General features: G+C 38.0%; 16 protein-coding genes. 1 reads left to right on the forward strand and 15 read right to left on the reverse strand.

Going from position 1 to position 19,232, the window contains the following annotated elements:
- Positions 1–70: 70 nt before the first annotated feature.
- The 7 genes from cdd to DPV95_RS00150 all read right to left on the reverse strand — a co-directional run bounded on the left by cdd (position 71) and on the right by DPV95_RS00150 (position 7,740).
- Positions 71–946 (reverse strand): cytidine deaminase, encoded by an 876-nt coding sequence (gene cdd, locus DPV95_RS00120; RefSeq protein WP_111406421.1) that lies wholly within the window; start codon positions 944–946, stop codon positions 71–73.
- Positions 947–1,037: 91 nt separating this feature from the next.
- The gene (locus DPV95_RS00125) at positions 1,038–1,580 is read right to left on the reverse strand and encodes an RNA 2'-phosphotransferase (RefSeq protein WP_111406585.1); all 543 of its coding nucleotides are present in this window, start codon (positions 1,578–1,580) and stop codon (positions 1,038–1,040) included.
- A 1-nt stretch (position 1,581) separates the two neighbouring features.
- Positions 1,582–1,968 carry an SMI1/KNR4 family protein gene (locus DPV95_RS00130; protein WP_111406422.1) on the reverse strand — a complete coding sequence of 129 codons (387 nt, stop codon included), beginning with the start codon at positions 1,966–1,968 and terminating at the stop codon, positions 1,582–1,584.
- 139 nt (positions 1,969–2,107) lie between these two features.
- Positions 2,108–2,920 carry an ABC transporter ATP-binding protein gene (locus DPV95_RS00135; RefSeq protein WP_005696082.1) on the reverse strand — a complete coding sequence of 271 codons (813 nt, stop codon included), beginning with the start codon at positions 2,918–2,920 and terminating at the stop codon, positions 2,108–2,110.
- A 1-nt stretch (position 2,921) separates the two neighbouring features.
- The gene (locus tag DPV95_RS00140) at positions 2,922–4,898 is read right to left on the reverse strand and encodes a dipeptide/oligopeptide/nickel ABC transporter permease/ATP-binding protein (RefSeq protein ID WP_111406423.1); all 1,977 of its coding nucleotides are present in this window, start codon (positions 4,896–4,898) and stop codon (positions 2,922–2,924) included.
- Positions 4,898–5,851, reverse strand: a complete 954-nt coding sequence (locus tag DPV95_RS00145; RefSeq protein ID WP_111406424.1) for an ABC transporter permease — start codon at positions 5,849–5,851, stop codon at positions 4,898–4,900. Before DPV95_RS00145 ends, DPV95_RS00140 begins: the two co-directional genes overlap by 1 nt.
- Before the next feature lie 290 nt (positions 5,852–6,141).
- On the reverse strand, positions 6,142–7,740 hold the full coding sequence (locus tag DPV95_RS00150) for an ABC transporter substrate-binding protein (protein WP_111406425.1): 1,599 nt from the start codon (positions 7,738–7,740) through the stop codon (positions 6,142–6,144).
- Positions 7,741–8,093: 353 nt separating this feature from the next.
- Here DPV95_RS00150 and DPV95_RS00155 point away from each other — a divergent pair, with 353 nt between their 5' ends.
- The gene (locus DPV95_RS00155; RefSeq protein ID WP_049370990.1) at positions 8,094–8,576 is read left to right on the forward strand and encodes a Dps family protein; all 483 of its coding nucleotides are present in this window, start codon (positions 8,094–8,096) and stop codon (positions 8,574–8,576) included.
- Positions 8,577–8,668: 92 nt separating this feature from the next.
- Here the strand turns inward: DPV95_RS00155 and DPV95_RS10660 are convergent, their stop codons facing one another.
- From DPV95_RS10660 to recB, 8 genes are all read right to left on the reverse strand, one after another.
- Entirely contained in the window at positions 8,669–8,797 is a 129-nt protein-coding gene (locus tag DPV95_RS10660; RefSeq protein WP_279386234.1) for a hypothetical protein, read from the reverse strand.
- A 15-nt stretch (positions 8,798–8,812) separates the two neighbouring features.
- Positions 8,813–9,814, reverse strand: a complete 1,002-nt coding sequence (locus DPV95_RS00160; RefSeq protein ID WP_243583136.1) for a tetratricopeptide repeat protein — start codon at positions 9,812–9,814, stop codon at positions 8,813–8,815.
- 106 nt (positions 9,815–9,920) lie between these two features.
- The gene (locus tag DPV95_RS00165) at positions 9,921–11,192 is read right to left on the reverse strand and encodes a tetratricopeptide repeat protein (protein ID WP_111406426.1); all 1,272 of its coding nucleotides are present in this window, start codon (positions 11,190–11,192) and stop codon (positions 9,921–9,923) included.
- Between the two features lie 318 nt (positions 11,193–11,510).
- Positions 11,511–11,972 carry a threonine/serine exporter family protein gene (locus tag DPV95_RS00170; RefSeq protein ID WP_049365508.1) on the reverse strand — a complete coding sequence of 154 codons (462 nt, stop codon included), beginning with the start codon at positions 11,970–11,972 and terminating at the stop codon, positions 11,511–11,513.
- A gap of 3 nt (positions 11,973–11,975) precedes the next feature.
- Positions 11,976–12,746, reverse strand: coding sequence for a threonine/serine exporter family protein (locus tag DPV95_RS00175; protein WP_111406427.1), 771 nt, complete (start codon positions 12,744–12,746; stop codon positions 11,976–11,978).
- A 128-nt stretch (positions 12,747–12,874) separates the two neighbouring features.
- Positions 12,875–13,522, reverse strand: coding sequence for a glutaredoxin 2 (grxB, locus tag DPV95_RS00180; protein ID WP_111406428.1), 648 nt, complete (start codon positions 13,520–13,522; stop codon positions 12,875–12,877).
- Positions 13,523–13,525: 3 nt separating this feature from the next.
- Positions 13,526–15,460 (reverse strand): exodeoxyribonuclease V subunit alpha, encoded by a 1,935-nt coding sequence (recD, locus tag DPV95_RS00185; RefSeq protein ID WP_111406429.1) that lies wholly within the window; start codon positions 15,458–15,460, stop codon positions 13,526–13,528.
- On the reverse strand, positions 15,460–19,140 hold the full coding sequence (recB, locus tag DPV95_RS00190; RefSeq protein ID WP_111406430.1) for an exodeoxyribonuclease V subunit beta: 3,681 nt from the start codon (positions 19,138–19,140) through the stop codon (positions 15,460–15,462). Before recB ends, recD begins: the two co-directional genes overlap by 1 nt.
- Positions 19,141–19,232: the final 92 nt, after the last annotated feature.

Below are 19,232 nucleotides of genomic sequence, written 5' to 3' on the forward strand. Positions count from 1 at the left end.
GCGAACATGAGAGATTATCTCTGTTCGCCTTTTCTTTTAGTTAAAAAAACTAATTCATTTTTGACCGCACTTACAGGCTAATATATTCCATTTTCACCTTGCAGAGGCTCTTCAATAACTGCTCTGCCATCTTGCGGTGACTTAAACGCAATGGTTTCTCTGCAAATACTACACGCTCAATTTTTGATACATCCAATTGATTTAAGTAAGCAAAATTAATCGCTGTTTGCATAGCGGGTAAGCTTGGGTTAAATGCCGCATTTTCTGCATATCGACCACAAATCATTTCTCCATTTTTAAATAAAATGCCTACACCATGAGGGCTTTTAGAATAAGGTGAATGAGCTCGGTTTGCCCCTAAAATCGCTTTATTTGCCACTTCATCTTCCGTCGTCAAAGTGAAACCTTGTTCTTCTTTGTTTAATAGAAGCAAATCAACGCCTAAATCTTTCGGGCCAAAGCTATCGGGTAAATATTGAGGAAGTGGATTATTTTGGCTATGTGGCAAATGAATCTTTAAATCTTCCGCTTGATAAAGCTCATTCATAAATTGACGGCAGTGGCCACAAGGCGTGTAATTCACCACGATATCCGTGATGCGAGATTCATTACGTAACCATGCATGGCTAATCGCACTTTGTTCAGCATGGATGGTTTGAGCCATGCTACTACCCTGAAATTCTTGATTCGCACCAAAGTAAAAATCACCACTTTCACCAATCGCAATCGCGCCAACATGAAATTCTGAAATGGGTGTATGACTATAACAAGCCGCTACGGGCAAAAGCGCCAAACCTAATTGAACAGGCGTAAGCTTAAATTCATCACAAATTGACCGCACTTTTTCAGCCGGTAAAAAACCTTTCCATTCTTGTTCTTCTAATGCAGAAAGAATTGCATTTGAAAGTGGCGAATCGGATAATGCTTGTCGAATTTTTTGTTGCATGTTAAATCTCCTTATTTTTATATGCCCATTCTACGCTATTTGGAGGAACTTCACCGCAAAAATGATCACATAATGAAAATATGCTTAATCATTAATTATCTTTTATAAACTCAGGCGAAATGTAATCTGATAACCAGACTTTTTCATTGCCAATATAAAATTTGATACCCTTAGATTGTGCTAGTTCTGTATCAATTTTTAGAAGAATTGTCTCCCCTTTTTTTCTATTTCCAACCAATGTTGCGGTCTCAACATCCTCAGATAAATGTACATATTGACGAGACATCGGCTTCAATCCATTTGATTTAATATCATCTAAATAATTTATACTTGTCCCATGGTATAAATACTTTGGTGGATAACCAATTTCTTTAGAAATTTTCATTGGAATTGAATGCCCATAGAAAGCTCTTATTTTTCCATTTTTAATCTCATGTCTTTTCTTTTCCGATAAGTCGATCATTTTAACTAAATCGTCTTCGGTTAACGTATTCCATTTTTCATCACTATTTCTAAATGATGAAATTAATTGTTCAACAGAAACCCAACCTTCAGAATCCAGTTCTAATTCATATTCCCATGGAGCATGACGAAGCGCATAGGAAACTTCTTTACTTAAATTTAAATAGTCCATTTTAATACTCTTTTGCACTTTTGATTTCATCCGCTAACCACTCATCAAAATCCTTACATTCATATTTATTGTCTTTATTACCAAGATCATGAACATAAACTCTCGGATTTCCAGAGTAATCCGTCAATTTGAAACAAGCTGCCCAATCACCATCTCTAGCGAATGATATTAAATCAGCTACACCTGTCAGTTTTTCTATTGCTTTACTATAAAGATAAACACTGTCCTCTATCTCTGAATTCTCATAATCAGGATCTTCAAACCACCAAGGAAAATATTCCAATTCATTTATCTTTTCCATATTACTCGATAAATCAATATAAGACTGAGGAAACTTAAAGTTTTCAGGTAATTGTTCTTTGGGATATAAATTAAATTTAGTTTGCATAATTGCTCCACAATTACAATTCATCAGTAAAAATAAGTAATCTTTTATCTAAGTTTTCAAGTCTATGCAAGAAAAATCATAAAAAAATAACCGCACTTTAAAAGTGCGGTCATAAATTAAGATATTTTATTTACTCGTTTTATAACAATGATGGAGCCACACCAAGTAGTTTCCGGGTGTAATCCACTGTAGGGTGATTGAAAATATCTTCTGTACTACCTGTTTCCAAAATTTGACCGCCGTACATCACGACAATGCGATCAGAGACTTGGCGTACGGTTTGGATATCATGAGAGATAAACACCATGGCAAGATTGAGTTCTTTTTTCAAATCCGCCAATAAGTTTAATACCTGAGCACGAACGGATACGTCTAATGCAGAAGTCGGTTCATCCGCCACAATCAGTTTGGGATTCAGCGCTAAGGCACGTGCAATCGCCACACGTTGTTTTTGTCCACCTGATAAACGAGTTGGCTCAACTTGTGCTGCAGAACGTGGTAAACCGACGCGAGAAAGCAAGTCATACACACGTTTTTCCCGCTCATGGGGTTGTAACACATTGTGAATATCCATTGGGTCACGCAAAATATCTAACACTTTCATACGAGGATTCAACGCTGTTGCTGGGTCTTGGAAAATGACCGACACTTGGCGGCCGAATTGTTTTCTTGCTTCTGAGCTGCCATATTGCATTTGTAAACCGTTGAATTTCACTAAACCGGATGTCGGTTTAAGAAGCCCTATGATCACGTTGGCTAAGGTAGATTTACCGCAGCCGGACTCCCCTACTAAACCAATGGTTTCCCCTGCTTTGATGCCAAGACTCACATTGTTCACCGCAGTGAATTTTTTACGTCCAAACAACGAACCGTCGCGAGAAGGAAATTGCACCACGATATTTTCTAAATCAATGATGTTTTGTTCTTTAATGACTTTAATACTACTGCTCATATTATGCTCCTTTCGCTTCCGTTACAGGCTCAGCTAAATGAGAAGCCCACAAGTGAGATGGCTCGCCCTCCACGGCGGTTAATATCAATTTTTGATCCGGATTTGCATCTGGTCGTAATGAACGACTTGCAAAACGGTCACCTGTAGCAAAATCGTAAGGTGATGGTACACTGCCCGGAATTTGATATAAACGTTTCGCACGGACTTCAGTTGAAAGGACAGAACCCAATAAGCCACGGGTATATTCGTGTGTTGGATTAGCAAGCAATAAGGATGTTGGCGCCATTTCAACCACTTGACCCGCATACATTACCGTAATGTGGTGAGCTAATTGGGCAACCAATGCTAAATCGTGGCTGACAAACACCATCGCAAAACCCAGTTTTTCACGTAATTCATTCAATAATTTCACTACTTCTGCTTGAACGGTTACGTCTAATGCGGTTGTTGGTTCATCGGCGATTAATAATTTCGGCTCACGAGTTAATGCCATTGCAATCACCACACGTTGACGTTGACCACCAGAAAGTTCATGCGGATAACGGTTCAATACTTTTTCAGGATCAAGGTGTACCCATTCCAACAATTTTTCTGCGGTATGGTGACTGCCACGTTTAATGAGCTGTGCCATTTGATCTTTAATACGCATTGATGGATTTAATGCACTTAAAGAGTCTTGGTAAATCATCGCAATTTCAGAACCACGCAATTCACTTAAATTGTGAGAATTAAGCAAGCTATGTTGTTTGCCACTGCGGTCGGTGAAAAGCACTTCCCCAGTAATTTTTGCTGTTTTTGGTAACAAGCCCATGATAGAGAATGCTGTAATGGATTTACCACAACCAGACTCACCCACTAACCCCATAGTCTCTCCTTCATTTACGGTGAAGCTGATATTATCGACCAATGGAATTTCACCATAACGATTCGGGAAACGAATAGATAAGTTTTTCACTTGTAAAATCGGTTTTGCATTTGGATCTAATTGCATACGATTCGTACGTGTGATTTCTTTTTCATGTAATTTGAGTAAGTAACGTTTTAATGCAAGACCTTCAGAAAGCGCTTCTTGTACGTCAGTAGAAAGACGTTCATCTGATTTGCCTTCTGGTTTTTTACCGCCTTTTAAGCGCGGGTTAACCAATGCATCAGTAAGCCCTTCCGCCAAAATGTTTAAGGCTAATACAGTTAAAAGAATCATCATCCCCGCAAAGGTTGTCGCCCACCATGCACCATTTAATACGATGTTACGACCTTCAGAAAGAATGTTACCCCATGAAGGATGTGGTGGTTGTACACCTGCGCCTAAGAAAGAAAGCGAGGCTTCGAATACAATGGCATCTGCCACCATTACGGTTGCAAAGACTAAAACCGGTGCAGCAGTATTGCGTACAACGTGTTTGAGAAGAATGTAAGTACGGCTACCACCAATAACGCGTTCAGCACGCACATAGTCTTCATCCCATTGTGATACCACATTTGCACGAACTACACGAGCAAGTTGCGGGGTATAAACCACGGCAATGGTGATGATAATGACCGGTACAGAGTTACCAAAGGTTGCTAATAACACTGCCGCTAATGCGATACCCGGGAAAGCCATTAAAATATCCATTAAGCGCATGATGATTTCATTACCCCATTTATCGGATGTGGCTGCAGTTGCACCTAAAATACTACCGAAAAGAATGGCACAAGCTACCGCACCTAAACCGATAAATAAGGACGTTTGGGCGCCGTAAACAATACGAGAGAAAATATCACGACCAAGTCGATCAGTCCCAAACCAATATTCCGCACTTGGAGCACGCATACGTGCGATCACTTCTAATGGATCATGTGTTGCGACCCAAGGGGCAAACACCGCCACTAAAGCAACGAAAACTAAGAATAATAATGAAATTTTTGATGCGGTGGAAAGTGCTCGGAATCTCGCACCGCTTGCAGCTAATCGATCTGCTAAACCTTGACGAAACATTATAGACTCCGAATTTTAGGGTTAATCAACACATAGAGAATATCAACGATAATATTCACTAAAACGAAGGTAAAGGCGATTGTTAGTACCACACCTTGTACTAAGTGCAAGTCATGGTTGACGATACCGTTAAAAATCAATTTCCCCATGCCTGGTAAGTCAAAGATTTGTTCGATAACTACCGCACCACCAAGTAAGTATCCTACGCGTAAACCTAATACAGTCACTGGTGTAATTAAGGCATTACGTAATACGTTGTGGCGAATAACAGTTGCATAAGGTACACCGTTACCAATCGCCGTTCTCACATAGTCTTTATCCATTTCTTCTACCATGGTTGTACGTACCACACGAATTAATGACGCACATACCGGCACAGCAAGCGCAAGAGATGGCAAAATCATGGAATTGATATACTCCATTGGGCTTTCGCTGAATGGCACAAAACCACCAGAAGGCAACCAATCTAATTCCAAAGAGAACCATTGAATAAGTAAGATACCTAACCAGAATGAGGGGGTCGCAACCGCTGCTACAGAGATTAAACGAATTACTTGATCTACCCAGCTATCACGATAAAGCGCTGCAAGTATACCTAATGAGAAAGACACCACTGCCGCAAACACCACACCAATTAAGGTAAGTTGTAACGTGATTGGGAAAGATTTCGCTAGCATGCTACTGATGGGTAATTCTGGTGGCATCGTCACACCAAAATCCAACACAAGTAAATTGCCTAAGAAACGAAAATATTGAACAAAGAGTGGATCATTTAAGCCGTGAGATTCGCGGTAAAGTTGTTTTGCCGCTTCACTGGCACTTTCGCCCAATGCCACCGTTGCAGGATCACCCGGCGTGAATTGAAGCACTACAAAGACGAGTGCTGTTACACCAAGTATCATGACCGGCAAAGCCATCAATCGGCGTAACAATAATCGAAGTATCATTTCCATCTGACCTCTCCTATTCTATTTTGAGAAATTCATTAAATTAAAAATGAAGTGAAATAATCAAATTAAAAAACAAAATGATTTATACAAATCATAATGTCCGCACTATACCCTGTCAATCCAAGTGCCTAGGGCAAAGTTCAAATCTGTGATCGGCTTCACAAAGATTTTTTTGAAATAAAAGAGAGAGAAAAAATGATTGAAAAACAGAGGAAAAAATGACCGCACTTTGAGATAAAAAGGAAAGAAAAAGGCTGTTGATTACTCAACAGCCTAAACATTAAAAAGTGCTTTTATTTACGGCCCACACCTAGGAAAGATAAGCCGGTTGTCGCCAATGGCTGATAACCTTCAAGGCTGCTATCATCCCATGCTGAAGGAAGTTTGCGATGAACAATCGGATAAAGTGGTACTTCAGCCGCAATAATGTTAATCGTTTCTTCCCATGATTTTTTCGCTTCAGCGTGATCTTTTGCTCTTACAGCTGCGTTGAGCAATTCAGTCACTTTCGCAAATTCAGGGGTATTGCTCCAACGGAAACGACGTTTCGGCCATACATCACCACGATACCACCAGCTTAAAAGTAAGTCTAAGTCGTTACCGAACACTGATGGGTCACCTGGAGCGATTGCCACTTCATATACACCCGGATCCACGTTGTTGCTGTATAACGCACCTGATTGTAGATGTTGTAAAGTCACTTTCACACCAGGAATCTTGTTCCAAGATTCTAAAATTAACGGTGCAGATTCTTTCACCCAGTCATGATCAGTTGCGAGCAATTCAAATTTAAGCTCAGTTACACCGGCTTCTTTTAATAATGCCTCGGCTTTATCAGGATCATAAGGATATTGAGTTGATGCCTTAATATAATCAGGGTGAGTCGTTTGTAAGTATGATGTTGCAGCTTCTGCATTACCATCAAATACAATATCAACAAGTTTGCCAGTGTTTAAACCATAGTGTAATGCTTGACGTACTTTTGAATTGTTAAACGGTGCTTTTTCACAGTTAAACATTAAGAATAGCAAGCCGAAAGATTGAACGGATTGCACTTGTTGTTTTTTATTTTTCAAACGGCTAATGTCTAAATAAGGTACACTTTCCATTGCTTGAGTACGTTTAGACTCTTGTGCAGTTACGCGAGCGGCGGCATCAGAAAGCAATAACCAAGACATTTTTTCAACTTGTGCTGGATATTTACCATTGTAAGGTTCATACGCTTCAAAGACGATTTTGTCATCTTTCACAGCAGAAACAAATTTGAATGGACCAGAACCAACAGGGTGTGCATCAAATGCAGATTGTCCGACTTTGTCGATCACATGTTTCGGTACAATTTTCACGCAAGTTAAGCGATTAGCAAATAAAGCAAATGGATATTTCAGTTTGAATTCCACCACTTTATCGTCTACAGCTTTCACACTTTCAATGAAATCAATAAACATTACAAATAATGATTTATTGGCAGGATCCATAATACGATTGAAGGAATACACAACGTCTTCAGTGGTAACAGGTGCGCCGTCATGGAAAGTTGCGCCTTCACGTAAAGTAATACGCCATGTTGTTTCATCAACTTGCTCAGGCTCTTTTCCTGCTAAAGCAAGATAAGGTTCACGAGTTGCAGGATGCAAATCCACCAAACCTTCAAAAATGTGCAAGTTTGCGGCATAAGGTGAAGCACCGCTTGATGTCATTGGGTCAAAACCAGTAGAAAGTGGATAAGCAATCCCCGCTTCAATGGTTTTACCTTTAATGTCTGCAGCAAAGGCTTTTGGTGTAAATGTGCCTAATGTGCCACTAAATGCAATACCTGCCCCCACGCCAGCCATAAGTTTCATAAAATGACGACGAGATTCATTAGTTTCAAAGGAAAAATGCTTTGTCATACTAAACTCCTGATGAGTAATAAAATCATATTTTTGGTTTTTAAACCTAGCCAAACATTTCATTCGAAAATGAAGTAAAGCAATCAAATCTTAGAATAAAATGATTTGTATCAATCATAATCATCTTCGATTCATTCTGTCAAAGGGGAAATATTGAATGTGTGATCTACTTCACAGAGTTTTTTGTAACTTGAAACAAAAGCTTTTAACTATGTATAATTTATTATAAATAGATTTTGACTATTGAATCACTAGATAATATGAAATAGCCATCAGAAAAAACGATACTTATAATGACCGCACTTCCCAAGCAAGGGAATAACATTTTAATCAACAATAAAGAGGAAAATACTATGTCAAAAACATCAATCGGTTTAGATAAAAAAGCATCTGAAAAATTAGCAGCAAAATTAAACGAATTATTAGCAACCTATCAAGTCTTCTATACTAACGTGCGTGGTTACCACTGGAACATTAAAGGCGTAAACTTTTTTGAATTACACGCAAAATTTGAAGAAATTTACACAGATTTAGTAGAAAAAGTTGATGAGGTCGCAGAACGTATCTTAACTTTAGGTTACACACCACATAACGGTTATTCACAATACTTCAAAGACTCACGTATTAAAGAAGAGCTAGGTGTATCTAATGCGCAATCTTGCTTAAAAGGTACATTAGAAGGATTAAAAGTATTACTTGAACAGCAACGTGAAATTCTTGAGTTAGCAGGTGAATCTGATGATGAAGGTACAGCGTCTCAAATGAGCGACTACATCAAAGAACAAGAAAAACTTGTTTGGATGTTCCAAGCAGCTTGTCAAACTTGCCATGCTTAATTAAATTTCCATAAAATAAAAACCTGCAGAAAAGCAGGTTTTTATTTTGTCTTTAAAACATATATCTCTTTCTATACCATTAATTCTTGCTTTTACTGATTCTCTTTCTGCGTTTTTTTAAACATCTCTAAACTTTTTTCTTGTAGCTTATCTAATTCTTTAAGCATTTCTTCCGTATAACCTGCTTTTTTAATCCAATACTCTACTTCTTTAGCATCCATATTGCCTTGCCCGTTCTAGTCTCGAGAGACTAATGCTTGAGCGGCTAATTCCTCAATCGCCTCTTGGTTACCTAATTCTGCGGACTTCTTAAGAAAGAATAAAGCTTTATCATCATCTTGCTCAACAATGGCTCCTTCATCGTAGATATAGCTTAACTCAAGTACTGCATCCGCATGATTAAGCTCAGCTGCGCGTTGATAATATTTAATAGATTTAGCTAAATCATTCCCTTCTGAATAATAGACGCCTAATTGAAAAAGTGCTTCTGGCTCATCATTATTCGCTGCCTTTTCTAACCAGAATAATGCCTCTTTGTTGTTTTCAGAATAAAGATCAAAAAAATTCATCGCGAGTAAATACTGTGCATAGCCATATTCTTTTTTTGCGGCTTTAACTAATAAAGGCTTCGCTTTTTTCAATTTATTTTCTTGAATATAAAGATCGGCAAGATTCGTCATCCCTATCGCATTATTCTGTTTTGCTGACATTTCATAGTATTTCATTGCCTCTTTGATACTCAGTGAAGTACCGATTCCAAATTCATAAGCATAGCCTAAAGAATTCGCATAATGCATATCGCCAGAATCCACTTTATTTTTAAGTGCATTGAACCCCTCTTTCATCAATTTTTCATCTTCTTGAATTTCACCTAATTCAATTTTAGCCGCCTCATTCCCTAACTCAATCGAGCTTTTCGCTGCTTGAACAGCTTCCTTCAAATTGTCATTATTTTTTTGATGAATAGATAAGAAAAATAAAGCATCCGCATTCTCCAACTTTCCAGCTCCCCCAAAATACTCTACCGCTTTCGTACGATTCATGGGGCGCGTAATGCCGTAGAAATAATCATATCCTTCTTCATAAAGCGCTTTTGCTTTTTCAACGCGCTGGGCTTGTGTCATTGGTATCTGTTCAATTATCACCAAGTCTGTTAGAGCTTCATTCGATTTCACAGGGATAAGATGAGTTTGTAGATTTAATACGGTTGCAGCAATTAATGCGACGATATTTGTCATTTGGATTCCTTTTATTAGAGAATTATTCTGATTCCATTAAGAATGACAAACGGTTAAATTTCTTCCTTGTATTTGCAAAATTCGGTGAAATTTAACCGCACTTTCATTATTTTTTCTTATTTAATTTTGCTTCTAATGCTTTAATTTTTGCTTTAATTTCTTTATTATCTCGTTTGGTTTCTTTCTTTTCAATTTCGTACCCTTGTTTATAAGCTTCTAATGCTGCATTATCATCTTTGGCAAATTCTTCATAACGTTCTGCAAATTGATAATATAAATTATATGGCGCTTTTTCTTTCTCACTTAAACTTTCATCCAATGCAATTATGTTATTAAATAACGCTTCTGCCATTTCATAATTTCGTTCTACACCTCTACCTTCTAAATAGCGAATAGAAAGCTCATTCATCGCTTCTGCATTCTGTAATCGAAACGCTTCTTCTAATAATTCAATGGCTTTCTTATCATCCTTTTCTACACCTTCGCCATTTTCATATAAATAACTTAATTCAAGCATAGCCTGAGAATCATTCAATTCGGCAGCTTTTTGATAATAATAAATCGCTTTGTTTATATCCTGATTATGATAATAACTAGCTAAATACATGATGGCTTGGAGGTTATTATTTTCAGCAGCTTTATTTAGCCAATAAAGTGATTCTTCTGAGTCTGCTTCATAAATGCTATAACCTAAATTGTATTGTGCCACATCATTATTTTTTTCAGCCGCTTTCAGCATAAGCGGTTTAGCTTTTTCAATTTTATCTTGTTCAAGATAAAGTTCACTTAAATGTCCTAATGACATCGCATTACCTTGCTCAGCCGAAGGGGTAAAAACTTTAATTGCCTGTTTAATATTCTCTTCAGTGCCGATACCGAAACGGTAAGCATAGCCAAGTACATTAGAATAATGTAAATCGCCTTGTTCAACCTTCTCTTTTAATGCCTTAAAGCCAGCCTTATATAATTCTTCAGAATCCCCCAAATATTCCTGTTCGGAAATTTCCGCCAATATATATTTTCCTGCCATGTTTCCTAAAGCAATAGCAGAATCAGCATATGCTCTGGCTTGTTCAAGATCGCCACTTTCTACCGCATTCATCCCTAAGAAAAAGAGAGCATCAGCATGACCTAAATAGGCAGCTTCTTTTAAAAATTTATCCGCTAAAGTACGATCAACGGTTTTTGTGATCCCATATTCATAATCAAAACCTTTCTCATAAAGCGCTTTTGCTTTTTCAAGACGTTGTTCAGGAGTCATTGGGGCTGGTGCACTGATTGTTGATTTTAGTGCATAAGAGGTTGCCGCTGCTGAAGTATGAGAAAGAGGAGAGTCAATTACAGCCGTAGCAATTAATAATGCGATGATATCAATCATTTTTATTCCTTCTATTTTAAGAGCGGTTAAATTTCTACTCTTTTATAAAAACATCGTGAAATCTAACCGCTCTTTATTTGAAATTAATCTTGTGATAATTTTTGAATGCCTTTAACAGGTAACATTAAGGTATCACCCACGAAACATATAATAGGGCGTGAATAATATAGTTATTTACTCAACTATTCAAGAAAAATACCCGCAAAATTTAGAGATTAAAAGAATAGATGGGTTAATGATTCAATTACAAAAAATAAGGGCGTATTACACACGCCCTTAATTTAAACTTATTAAAGTTATAATCAAAATACTTCTTTTCTATACAACTGGTTTTTGTCGATAGAACAATAGCCCTGGTAAGGCTAAGCCCAAAACAAGCGCACCTAAAATAAAGCTGGTATTGATAAAAGAGCTGATCATTTGCTCAAATAATGTATCGGAAAAGCCATAATGATGAATTTGTACGATAGCAATCATGGCTTTATAAGCATGAACACCTGGAATCATTGGAATAATTGCCGCAACGGTAAAGACTTTCGGATGAGCTAAATAACGATGAGATAAATGCACCCCAATAAAACCAATCACACAAGTGGCGAAAAAAGTGGCAAAAACAATTGGAACACCAAAGTGTAGTAATAAAGTTCGTGTGACATGTCCGAGTGCACCTAAAATAGCACAATACTTTAAGGCTTTAGGCGGAACATTAAATACTAAAGCAAATCCTACTGCGGGGATGGCTGCGAAAAGCATATCATCGAGTAAATTCAGTAAAAACATCTATTACCCCACCCAAGAAACAATATTTAAAAGATTTAATGCAAAGACGATGCCTAAACAAGCACCAAAAGTGAGAACCGTAGCGATGGTCCATCGTCCTATTCCCATATTGACATACCCTTTTAAAATATCCGCAAGTGAATTAATCAATGGGAATCCTGGAACGAGTAATAAAACGCTAGAAGCTAATGCGATATGAGGATCATTGCCTAAACTATATTTCAAACTCATACCGGAAATCAGTGAAGCGACAAAAGCGGTAATGGCAAAAACGATGAGTGGATTGTAATGACGTTTAGAAATTTCTTGTCGAACAAACATAGAAATGGCAGAGGCAATAAAGGTGATCGCACAAATTGTCATATCTCCGCCAGAAAGGTGAGCAAAAGAGGCACAAGATAAACCAATCATAAACACCACCAAATAACGGTTATATTTTAGTGGTTTTAACTTATCCAATTTCTTTTGTGCCATAGACAAATCATACAAGTGATGCTCCACGGCAACCACAATGTGCTGAACATCCGTAACGATTTGCATATTAATGCCTTTATCGACATTCTTCCGCACAGTAGTAATACAATGTTGCTTAGAAAGTGTGGTCAATAAGACGGCATTTGCCGTCAAAGCACACTCCACGCTTTCAATGCCTAAAGCTACACCTAATCGCTGAGCCATTTGTACGACGACAGCACTTTCTGCCCCATGCTGTAATAATAACAAAGCGGTTTCCACACAAATACGGGTAACCGCTCGTTGGTATTCCTGATCCATATCTCTGCGCTCTTATAAAGTAAACCTTAGAGATTATAGATCGATGAATAAAAAATACTGAAAAAATGACCGTATCTATGATCCAAGTCAAAAGTTCAGTATCTCCAAAGCCTATGACTTAACAGAGATTAAATGGCTTTATCAAAATACAGCGGCACATTGCTTAACTTAGCCATATTCGTGATATAAGCTAAAACCGCTGGTGGGAATTCGATGCCTTTCACACAAGTAAGATTTCGTAATACCGGGAAAACGATAATATCTTCAAGAGAAAGTTGGCCGTTTAAGGCATTTTCAGATTGAATTAATACAGCTAATTTCTCTAAATCGCCTTTTAAGCGAGCGAGATAGTTTTCGGTCTTCGCAATATTTTCAGCAAAATCCCCAATAAATTCTGTTTTCTTTTTAGTGAAATAATCAACCGCACTCTGGGTTTCAAATTCTGCTAAGCCAATTTGCGTAAAGCGTGCAGTCGTAAGATGACCATAATAACTGCCAACTTCTTTTAACCATGTTTCAATTTCAGGACGAACGTGTTCAGATAAGATTTTTTCACCAAAATGCTTATCTACATAATGCACGATATCCAAACTTTCTGGCATCGCGGTGCCATCTTCTTTGACAAGAATTGGCACGACTTTTTTGCCCACTAAACCAATTGGTGTTGCTTCATCATCATTTGCCAGCACCACAAGTTCTACCGGCAGATTTTTTAAACCGAAAATCATGCGAGCACGTACACAAAACGGGCAATGATCGTAAACATATAATTTCATTTTTTACTCCTCTTTTTCTTGTAATAACTTTCCTAATCCACTTTGTCGTTTTACGGTATTTCTGACCGCACTTTGCCAGATTTTTTCATTAGCAAATACGGAAAGTTGATTTTTCGCACGGGTGACACCGGTAAATACCAGCTCTCGTGAAAGCACTGGGTTGGGTTCTGTTGGTAACACCATGACGGTATGTTCAAACTCCGAACCTTGGGATTTATGAATCGTCATCATAAATGCAGGTTCGTGAGCGGGAATACGACTGGTAGAAACTTCTCGATTGCCAAACCATACTTTGCCTTTCGCTAAACACAAGCCAATATCACCGTTATACAGTTTCACGTTATGATCGTTTTCGGTAATCATAATTGGCTTACCGATATACCAATCATCTTCTTGGCGGAACCAAAGTAGTTTTTCTGCACGCAATGCCAAAGCAATTTCACGATTTAACTCTTCCACACCTAATGCTGAAGCTCGAAGTGCGGTCAAAAATCTCACCGAATTAAAACGGTCTAAAATCGCTTCTGCATAAGTTTTCTCATTACCCTTTTCATCTATAAATTTTGCATTGAGATCTTTCTTCTGAGTAAAATAAGTTTGAAGTTGGGTTAAATAAACACGGTAATTTTCGACCGCACTTTTCACCACTTGGCGAACAGATTCTTTAACGTCTTGAACTTCATCAAAATGATGGAAATGCAACTCTTGTGGATATTCCGAAAAGGTCGCTAAGCTGCCCTCACCGTTTCCTTGTTGAATTTGCTCAGCAAGTTGTTTTATGCCCGAATCATCTCGAAAACGACGACTGAAGGTTAAATGGCAAATGGCATCACGCAGCGGAGTGTGTTCATCTGAAGTTGGAACAGTATAGCCTGTTGTTGTATGAATATAATCAGCTTGAGAAGGGCTATAATCTAGCGTTAAAAACAGTGCAATTTCACCTAATATTGCCCCCGCTTCCACAGAAGCCAATTGAGCTTGGTCACCCAATAAAATCAAACGCGTTTCGGGTTTTAAGGCTTGCACCAGTTTCGCCATCATAGGCAAATCAATCATCGAAGTTTCATCCACCACTAGCACATCAATTTGCAGTGGATTATGTGCATGATATTTCACACTATCGGTAAAAGGTCGAACGCCTAGTAGGCGATGCAACGTTTCTGCGGTTTGAGGAATAGATGCGCGTAACTCATCTGAAATCGGCATTTGTGCCAAAGCGTTTTCGATAGATTCTGTTAAACGCGCCGCGGCTTTTCCTGTTGGCGCAACCAATTTAATATGAAGCTTGCCACTAAATAATTCTTGTAATACGCATAACAAGCGAGTGACTGTCGTGGTTTTCCCTGTTCCAGGGCCACCTGTAATCACAGAAAATGGGCTTTTCACTGCCGTTGCGACTGCTACTTTTTGCCAATCAACTTGCGCTTGTTGCTGAGGAAAATAACGATCTAATAAGGTTCGAATTTGTTGCGGTTCCACCGATAAAGTGCGGTCATTTTTCAATGCATTTTTAATATATTGCGCAACGCGGAATTCATCTTGCCAAGCTCGATAGAAATAAATCGCCCCAAATTGAAACGCAAGAGGCGCAATCTGATTTTTAGGATCTTGTGTAAAAGCAATATGCCCCGCTAAGGCTGATTGCCATTTTGATACCGGAAGCGAACCGATCTTTTCATCGATAAGCGCTAAAAAATCCGTTTCAGTATTACGATAAGCTAAGCCGAATAAATTACGTTCTAAGAAACGATCTAACACACAACAAGTATTACCTTGCGTATAGCTCCAGTTACAAAGTGCGGCTAACAAAATCGCTAAATTTTGGACGGGCTCAGCATAGCCTTTATCTTTTTGTTTATCAGCAATTAATTGAGCAAAATAATAATCGCCTTGAGTAATCATACCTTGTTCTTGCAAGGATTTTAATAGGCTTAACATTAAAATAATTCCTCTAATTGTTGGATTAATTGCCAATCTGGTTTATCAAAAAAGATGCCTGATTGTGGCGAACAATTCATTCCACGTAAAAATGCATAGACCACACCACCAAAATCTCGGTTGTAATCGTAGTGAGGTAAACGTGTTTTTAAATAACGGTGTAATGCCACCACATACAACAAGTATTGCCAATCATAGTGATGCTCTGACATGGCTTTTTTCAATGCAGCTTGGTCGTAATCCTTTAATACCTCACCCAAGAAATTCGATTTGTAATCAAGCAAATAATATTTATCTTGATGACAGAAAACTAAGTCCATTGTGCCTCGCACCATGCCTTGAATATCCTCAAACTGTAACGGTTCTGATGGCAAATGATGCAAGGTTGCTAACGCTCGATTAAAACCTGCGACATCAAAATGGCTTGAAATATTGAGATAAAACGCCAACTCTTTTAAGCATTGTTTTTCGTTAATCTGAGCAAGGGTAAGATCATTATTTGGCAAAATTGGCGTACTGAGTATTTGTTCAAACCACTGTTGGACTGCAGCAAACTGCTCTTCCGCAAGATTCAAATCCTGACATAATTTTTCAATGTTTTCTTTCTCTGCCAATTGAGCAAAAGGCACCTTTTCAAAATAACGATGCAACACAGTACCGATTTGTGTTCCACGTGGGAAATCTAAAACCATTTCATCGTGATCATGAGCAAGTGCGGTCAGATTTTCAGTGATATTTTCTATTGAAATCGACGCATCATAATCTTTCGCATCATCAAAAATGAGCGATTTTTTTACCGCACTTTCATTCAAATAAACTTTGCGTTGATGGGTTTGTTCAATGCCACTAAAGCTCGTCACTCGCCAATCTTGTTCAATTTCACCTTGGAAAATTTCCGCACTTAAATTTTCTTGAGAAATATTTAAGGTAAGTGGTTCACTGGCTTGTAACACATCGGTTAATTCAATCGATACATCATTGGGTAAAAGCTGCTTAAATTTTTCCAATAATGGCTGCGTGTCCCAATTATTTGGCAAATCGAGTTTTCGACCAATTTCACCTTGCGTTAAAACATACAATAAAGCATTCCATTTTTTATCAAAGGCTTTCGGTAACACAAAGGCCATTTGATATTTTGCTCGGGTTAATGCCACATAAAGCAAACGCAATTCTTCCGCAAAAACTTCTTCTGTTAATTCATCCAAGTGTTGATCTTGCATATCCCACAAGGTTTTCTCTTCATCACTGTCGTAATATAAATTAAACAGTTTCTTCTGCTTGCCTGATTTTGTTGGGTCTTTTGCTTCATTACCTAAAAATGGCAACCAAACCAAATCATATTCCAACCCTTTAGATTTATGGATAGTCACAATCTTCACTAACTGGCGTTCGCTTTCTAAACGAATTTGAGCTTCTTGACGACCATTATCTTGAATTTGCTTTTCAAACCAGCGCAATAATGCCGCTTCACTTTCATTTAATGCGGCTGCTTGCTGTAAAATTTCAGCTAAATGTAATAAATCCGTCAGTTTTCGTTCGCCATCAGGCCGAGATAAGAGTTTTTCTGTGATATTTTCAGCTAAAAGTAAATGGTGCAACATCGGCAAGACGCCTTGGCGTTGCCAAATTTGTTGATACTCTGCAAATTTTTCTGCCCAACGTTGCCACTGAATTTCATCCTGGTGAATTTGGTGAATTTCAGCTGCATTTAAGCCGAAAAGTGCGGTCGCAATTGCATTTAAAATTGGGCGTTCCGTCACACTCAAACAGGCTTGCAAAATCAAGGCTAGTTCTTTTGCTGTGTTACTCTCAAAGACATTTCCCCTATCCGAAAGGTAAACCGAAGCGATACCGAGTGCTTGCAATTCTTTCTTCACGAGATCCGCTTCGGTATAACCACGCACCAAAACGGCAATATTTTCTGCTCGCAATGTTTGATTTTCTGCTTTGCTTTCATTCGGAAAAACAACCGGATTTTCAGCCGCACTTTTTAACCATTGCTGAATTGATGTTGCGCAAGCTTTCGCATAATCTTGCTGGGTGGATTTGTCTTTATCGTTAATGTAAAAACGGAAGGCTGGCTCAGGTTGATTATTCAACTGAAAAACAAGATTCTTCTTGGCTGCGCCGACATTTAAAAATTCAATATTTTTATAAATAAAGGGGGCATTTTTAAAATCAAATAATCGATTTACCCCTTCCACTAAAGGTTGGGATGAACGGTAATTTGTGCCTAAATTAAAACGTTCATTCGCTTCTTTTGCTGCTTTTAGATAAGTGAAAATATCGGCACCACGGAAACGATAAATCGCCTGTTTTGGATCCCCGATCATCATAAAGCCAACATTGCCAGACGCGGTTTCATTACGATAAATTTTAGAGAAAATTTGATACTGCAACGCATCCGTATCTTGGAATTCGTCAATCATGGCAAAAGGATATTGAAAACGAATTAATTCCGCTAACTGTTCTCCGCCCTCACCATGTAATGCCTCTTTCAATAAGCGTAATAAATCATCAAAGGATTTTTCAGGGTGATTTGCTTTGTATTCAAGAAGTTTCTTTTGAATACCTTGACGATAGTGATAAAGAATGATTTTTTTTAATAAATCACTTGGTTGATGTTTTTCAACCAATTCTTCAAGTTCCGCAAAAATTGGAGCATAAAACGGTATAGCCGCTTTTTTATTTTTCGTTTTTTCTGTCGGCTTTTCGTATTTTTGTTCAATCGAAGATTGTAAAAAATACTTCCTTAATATTTCATGAATTTCATAGTCTAGTGGATTATTTGCCCATTCATTAATCTGTTCAATCCATGTTTTAAGACGTTCTTTTTGGTAGCTTCTACGACTGAGAGATGTGAGCTGATCTTTTGGATAATCTTTTGTTATTTCCTCCATGATAATGGAGGAAATTTTATCTACATTTTTTAACCAAAAAACTTTTAAAGCTTCAACAGCTTTTAATCGCTCTCCCACACTTTTCTGTAAAAATTCATCAATTGACAACGACAAGCTTTGTTGGTTGTCCGTCGCTACCGATACATCTTTGTTTAAATCCGATTCTAAAATACTTAGCACATCATCAGGCGAACCTAACTCTTTCGAGATAAAATTAGCAATCTCGAAAGGTTGGGAATAAAAATGCTCCCGCCAAAATTCATTTGCAAATTGTTTGAGTAAATCAGACTGATCTTTGAGAAGTTTTAAATTGAAATGTACGCCTGAATTAAAAGCATGTTGCATCAGCATTCGGCGACAAAAACCGTGAATGGTATAAATAGAGGCTAAATCTAAATTTTGTTCGGCCAGCTTTAAGCGGCGAAGTGCAGTGGGAACATCCTCTAAATAAGGCAACAACTCCGCTAAAAATTGATGTTCCCCAGTAAAAATCGCCTTATCTTGCTTTTCATAATATTCAGAAAAAACCAAAATTGCCGCCGTTAAACGTTCCCGAATTTTGCGTTTTAAATCTTCCGTCGCCATTTCAGTAAAGGTTACGACCAAAATCTCTTCCACATTCAACGGACGAGAAAAACAATTCTCACCAGCCTGTAAAAGTAAACGAAGATAGATAGAACCGATGGTATAGGTTTTCCCTGTACCGGCAGAGGCTTCAATTAAATTGACTTGATTTAAGGGTAATGAAATGGCATTAAGTGCGGTTGATTTTGGGCTCATTTTTTATTTTTCTGTAAACATTAGAGTGCCCCTATTGTAGGGATTTAGCTGAGGGATTTCCATAAAAAATGCGGTGAAATTTCACCGCACTT

It is taken from the genome of Haemophilus parainfluenzae (assembly GCF_003252755.1).
GTDB classification, from domain to species: domain Bacteria; phylum Pseudomonadota; class Gammaproteobacteria; order Enterobacterales; family Pasteurellaceae; genus Haemophilus_D; species Haemophilus_D parainfluenzae_N.

What these genes read in the sequence shown, in the direction of transcription:
- DPV95_RS00155 (WP_049370990.1), top strand. Translation starts at nt 8,094, where the DNA reads ATGTCAAAAACATCAATCGGTTTAGATAAAAAAGCATCTGAAAAATTA.
- grxB (WP_111406428.1), bottom strand. Translation starts at nt 13,522, where the DNA reads ATGAAATTATATGTTTACGATCATTGCCCGTTTTGTGTACGTGCTCGC.
- DPV95_RS00150 (WP_111406425.1), bottom strand. Translation starts at nt 7,740, where the DNA reads ATGACAAAGCATTTTTCCTTTGAAACTAATGAATCTCGTCGTCATTTT.
- DPV95_RS00175 (WP_111406427.1), bottom strand. Translation starts at nt 12,746, where the DNA reads ATGGATCAGGAATACCAACGAGCGGTTACCCGTATTTGTGTGGAAACC.
- DPV95_RS00165 (WP_111406426.1), bottom strand. Translation starts at nt 11,192, where the DNA reads ATGATTGATATCATCGCATTATTAATTGCTACGGCTGTAATTGACTCT.
- DPV95_RS00170 (WP_049365508.1), bottom strand. Translation starts at nt 11,972, where the DNA reads ATGTTTTTACTGAATTTACTCGATGATATGCTTTTCGCAGCCATCCCC.
- DPV95_RS10660 (WP_279386234.1), bottom strand. Translation starts at nt 8,797, where the DNA reads ATGGATGCTAAAGAAGTAGAGTATTGGATTAAAAAAGCAGGTTATACG.
- DPV95_RS00145 (WP_111406424.1), bottom strand. Translation starts at nt 5,851, where the DNA reads ATGGAAATGATACTTCGATTATTGTTACGCCGATTGATGGCTTTGCCG.
- recB (WP_111406430.1), bottom strand. Translation starts at nt 19,140, where the DNA reads ATGAGCCCAAAATCAACCGCACTTAATGCCATTTCATTACCCTTAAAT.
- DPV95_RS00140 (WP_111406423.1), bottom strand. Translation starts at nt 4,898, where the DNA reads ATGTTTCGTCAAGGTTTAGCAGATCGATTAGCTGCAAGCGGTGCGAGA.
- DPV95_RS00135 (WP_005696082.1), bottom strand. Translation starts at nt 2,920, where the DNA reads ATGAGCAGTAGTATTAAAGTCATTAAAGAACAAAACATCATTGATTTA.
- DPV95_RS00160 (WP_243583136.1), bottom strand. Translation starts at nt 9,814, where the DNA reads ATGACAAATATCGTCGCATTAATTGCTGCAACCGTATTAAATCTACAA.
- cdd (WP_111406421.1), bottom strand. Translation starts at nt 946, where the DNA reads ATGCAACAAAAAATTCGACAAGCATTATCCGATTCGCCACTTTCAAAT.
- DPV95_RS00125 (WP_111406585.1), bottom strand. Translation starts at nt 1,580, where the DNA reads ATGGACTATTTAAATTTAAGTAAAGAAGTTTCCTATGCGCTTCGTCAT.
- recD (WP_111406429.1), bottom strand. Translation starts at nt 15,460, where the DNA reads ATGTTAAGCCTATTAAAATCCTTGCAAGAACAAGGTATGATTACTCAA.
- DPV95_RS00130 (WP_111406422.1), bottom strand. Translation starts at nt 1,968, where the DNA reads ATGCAAACTAAATTTAATTTATATCCCAAAGAACAATTACCTGAAAAC.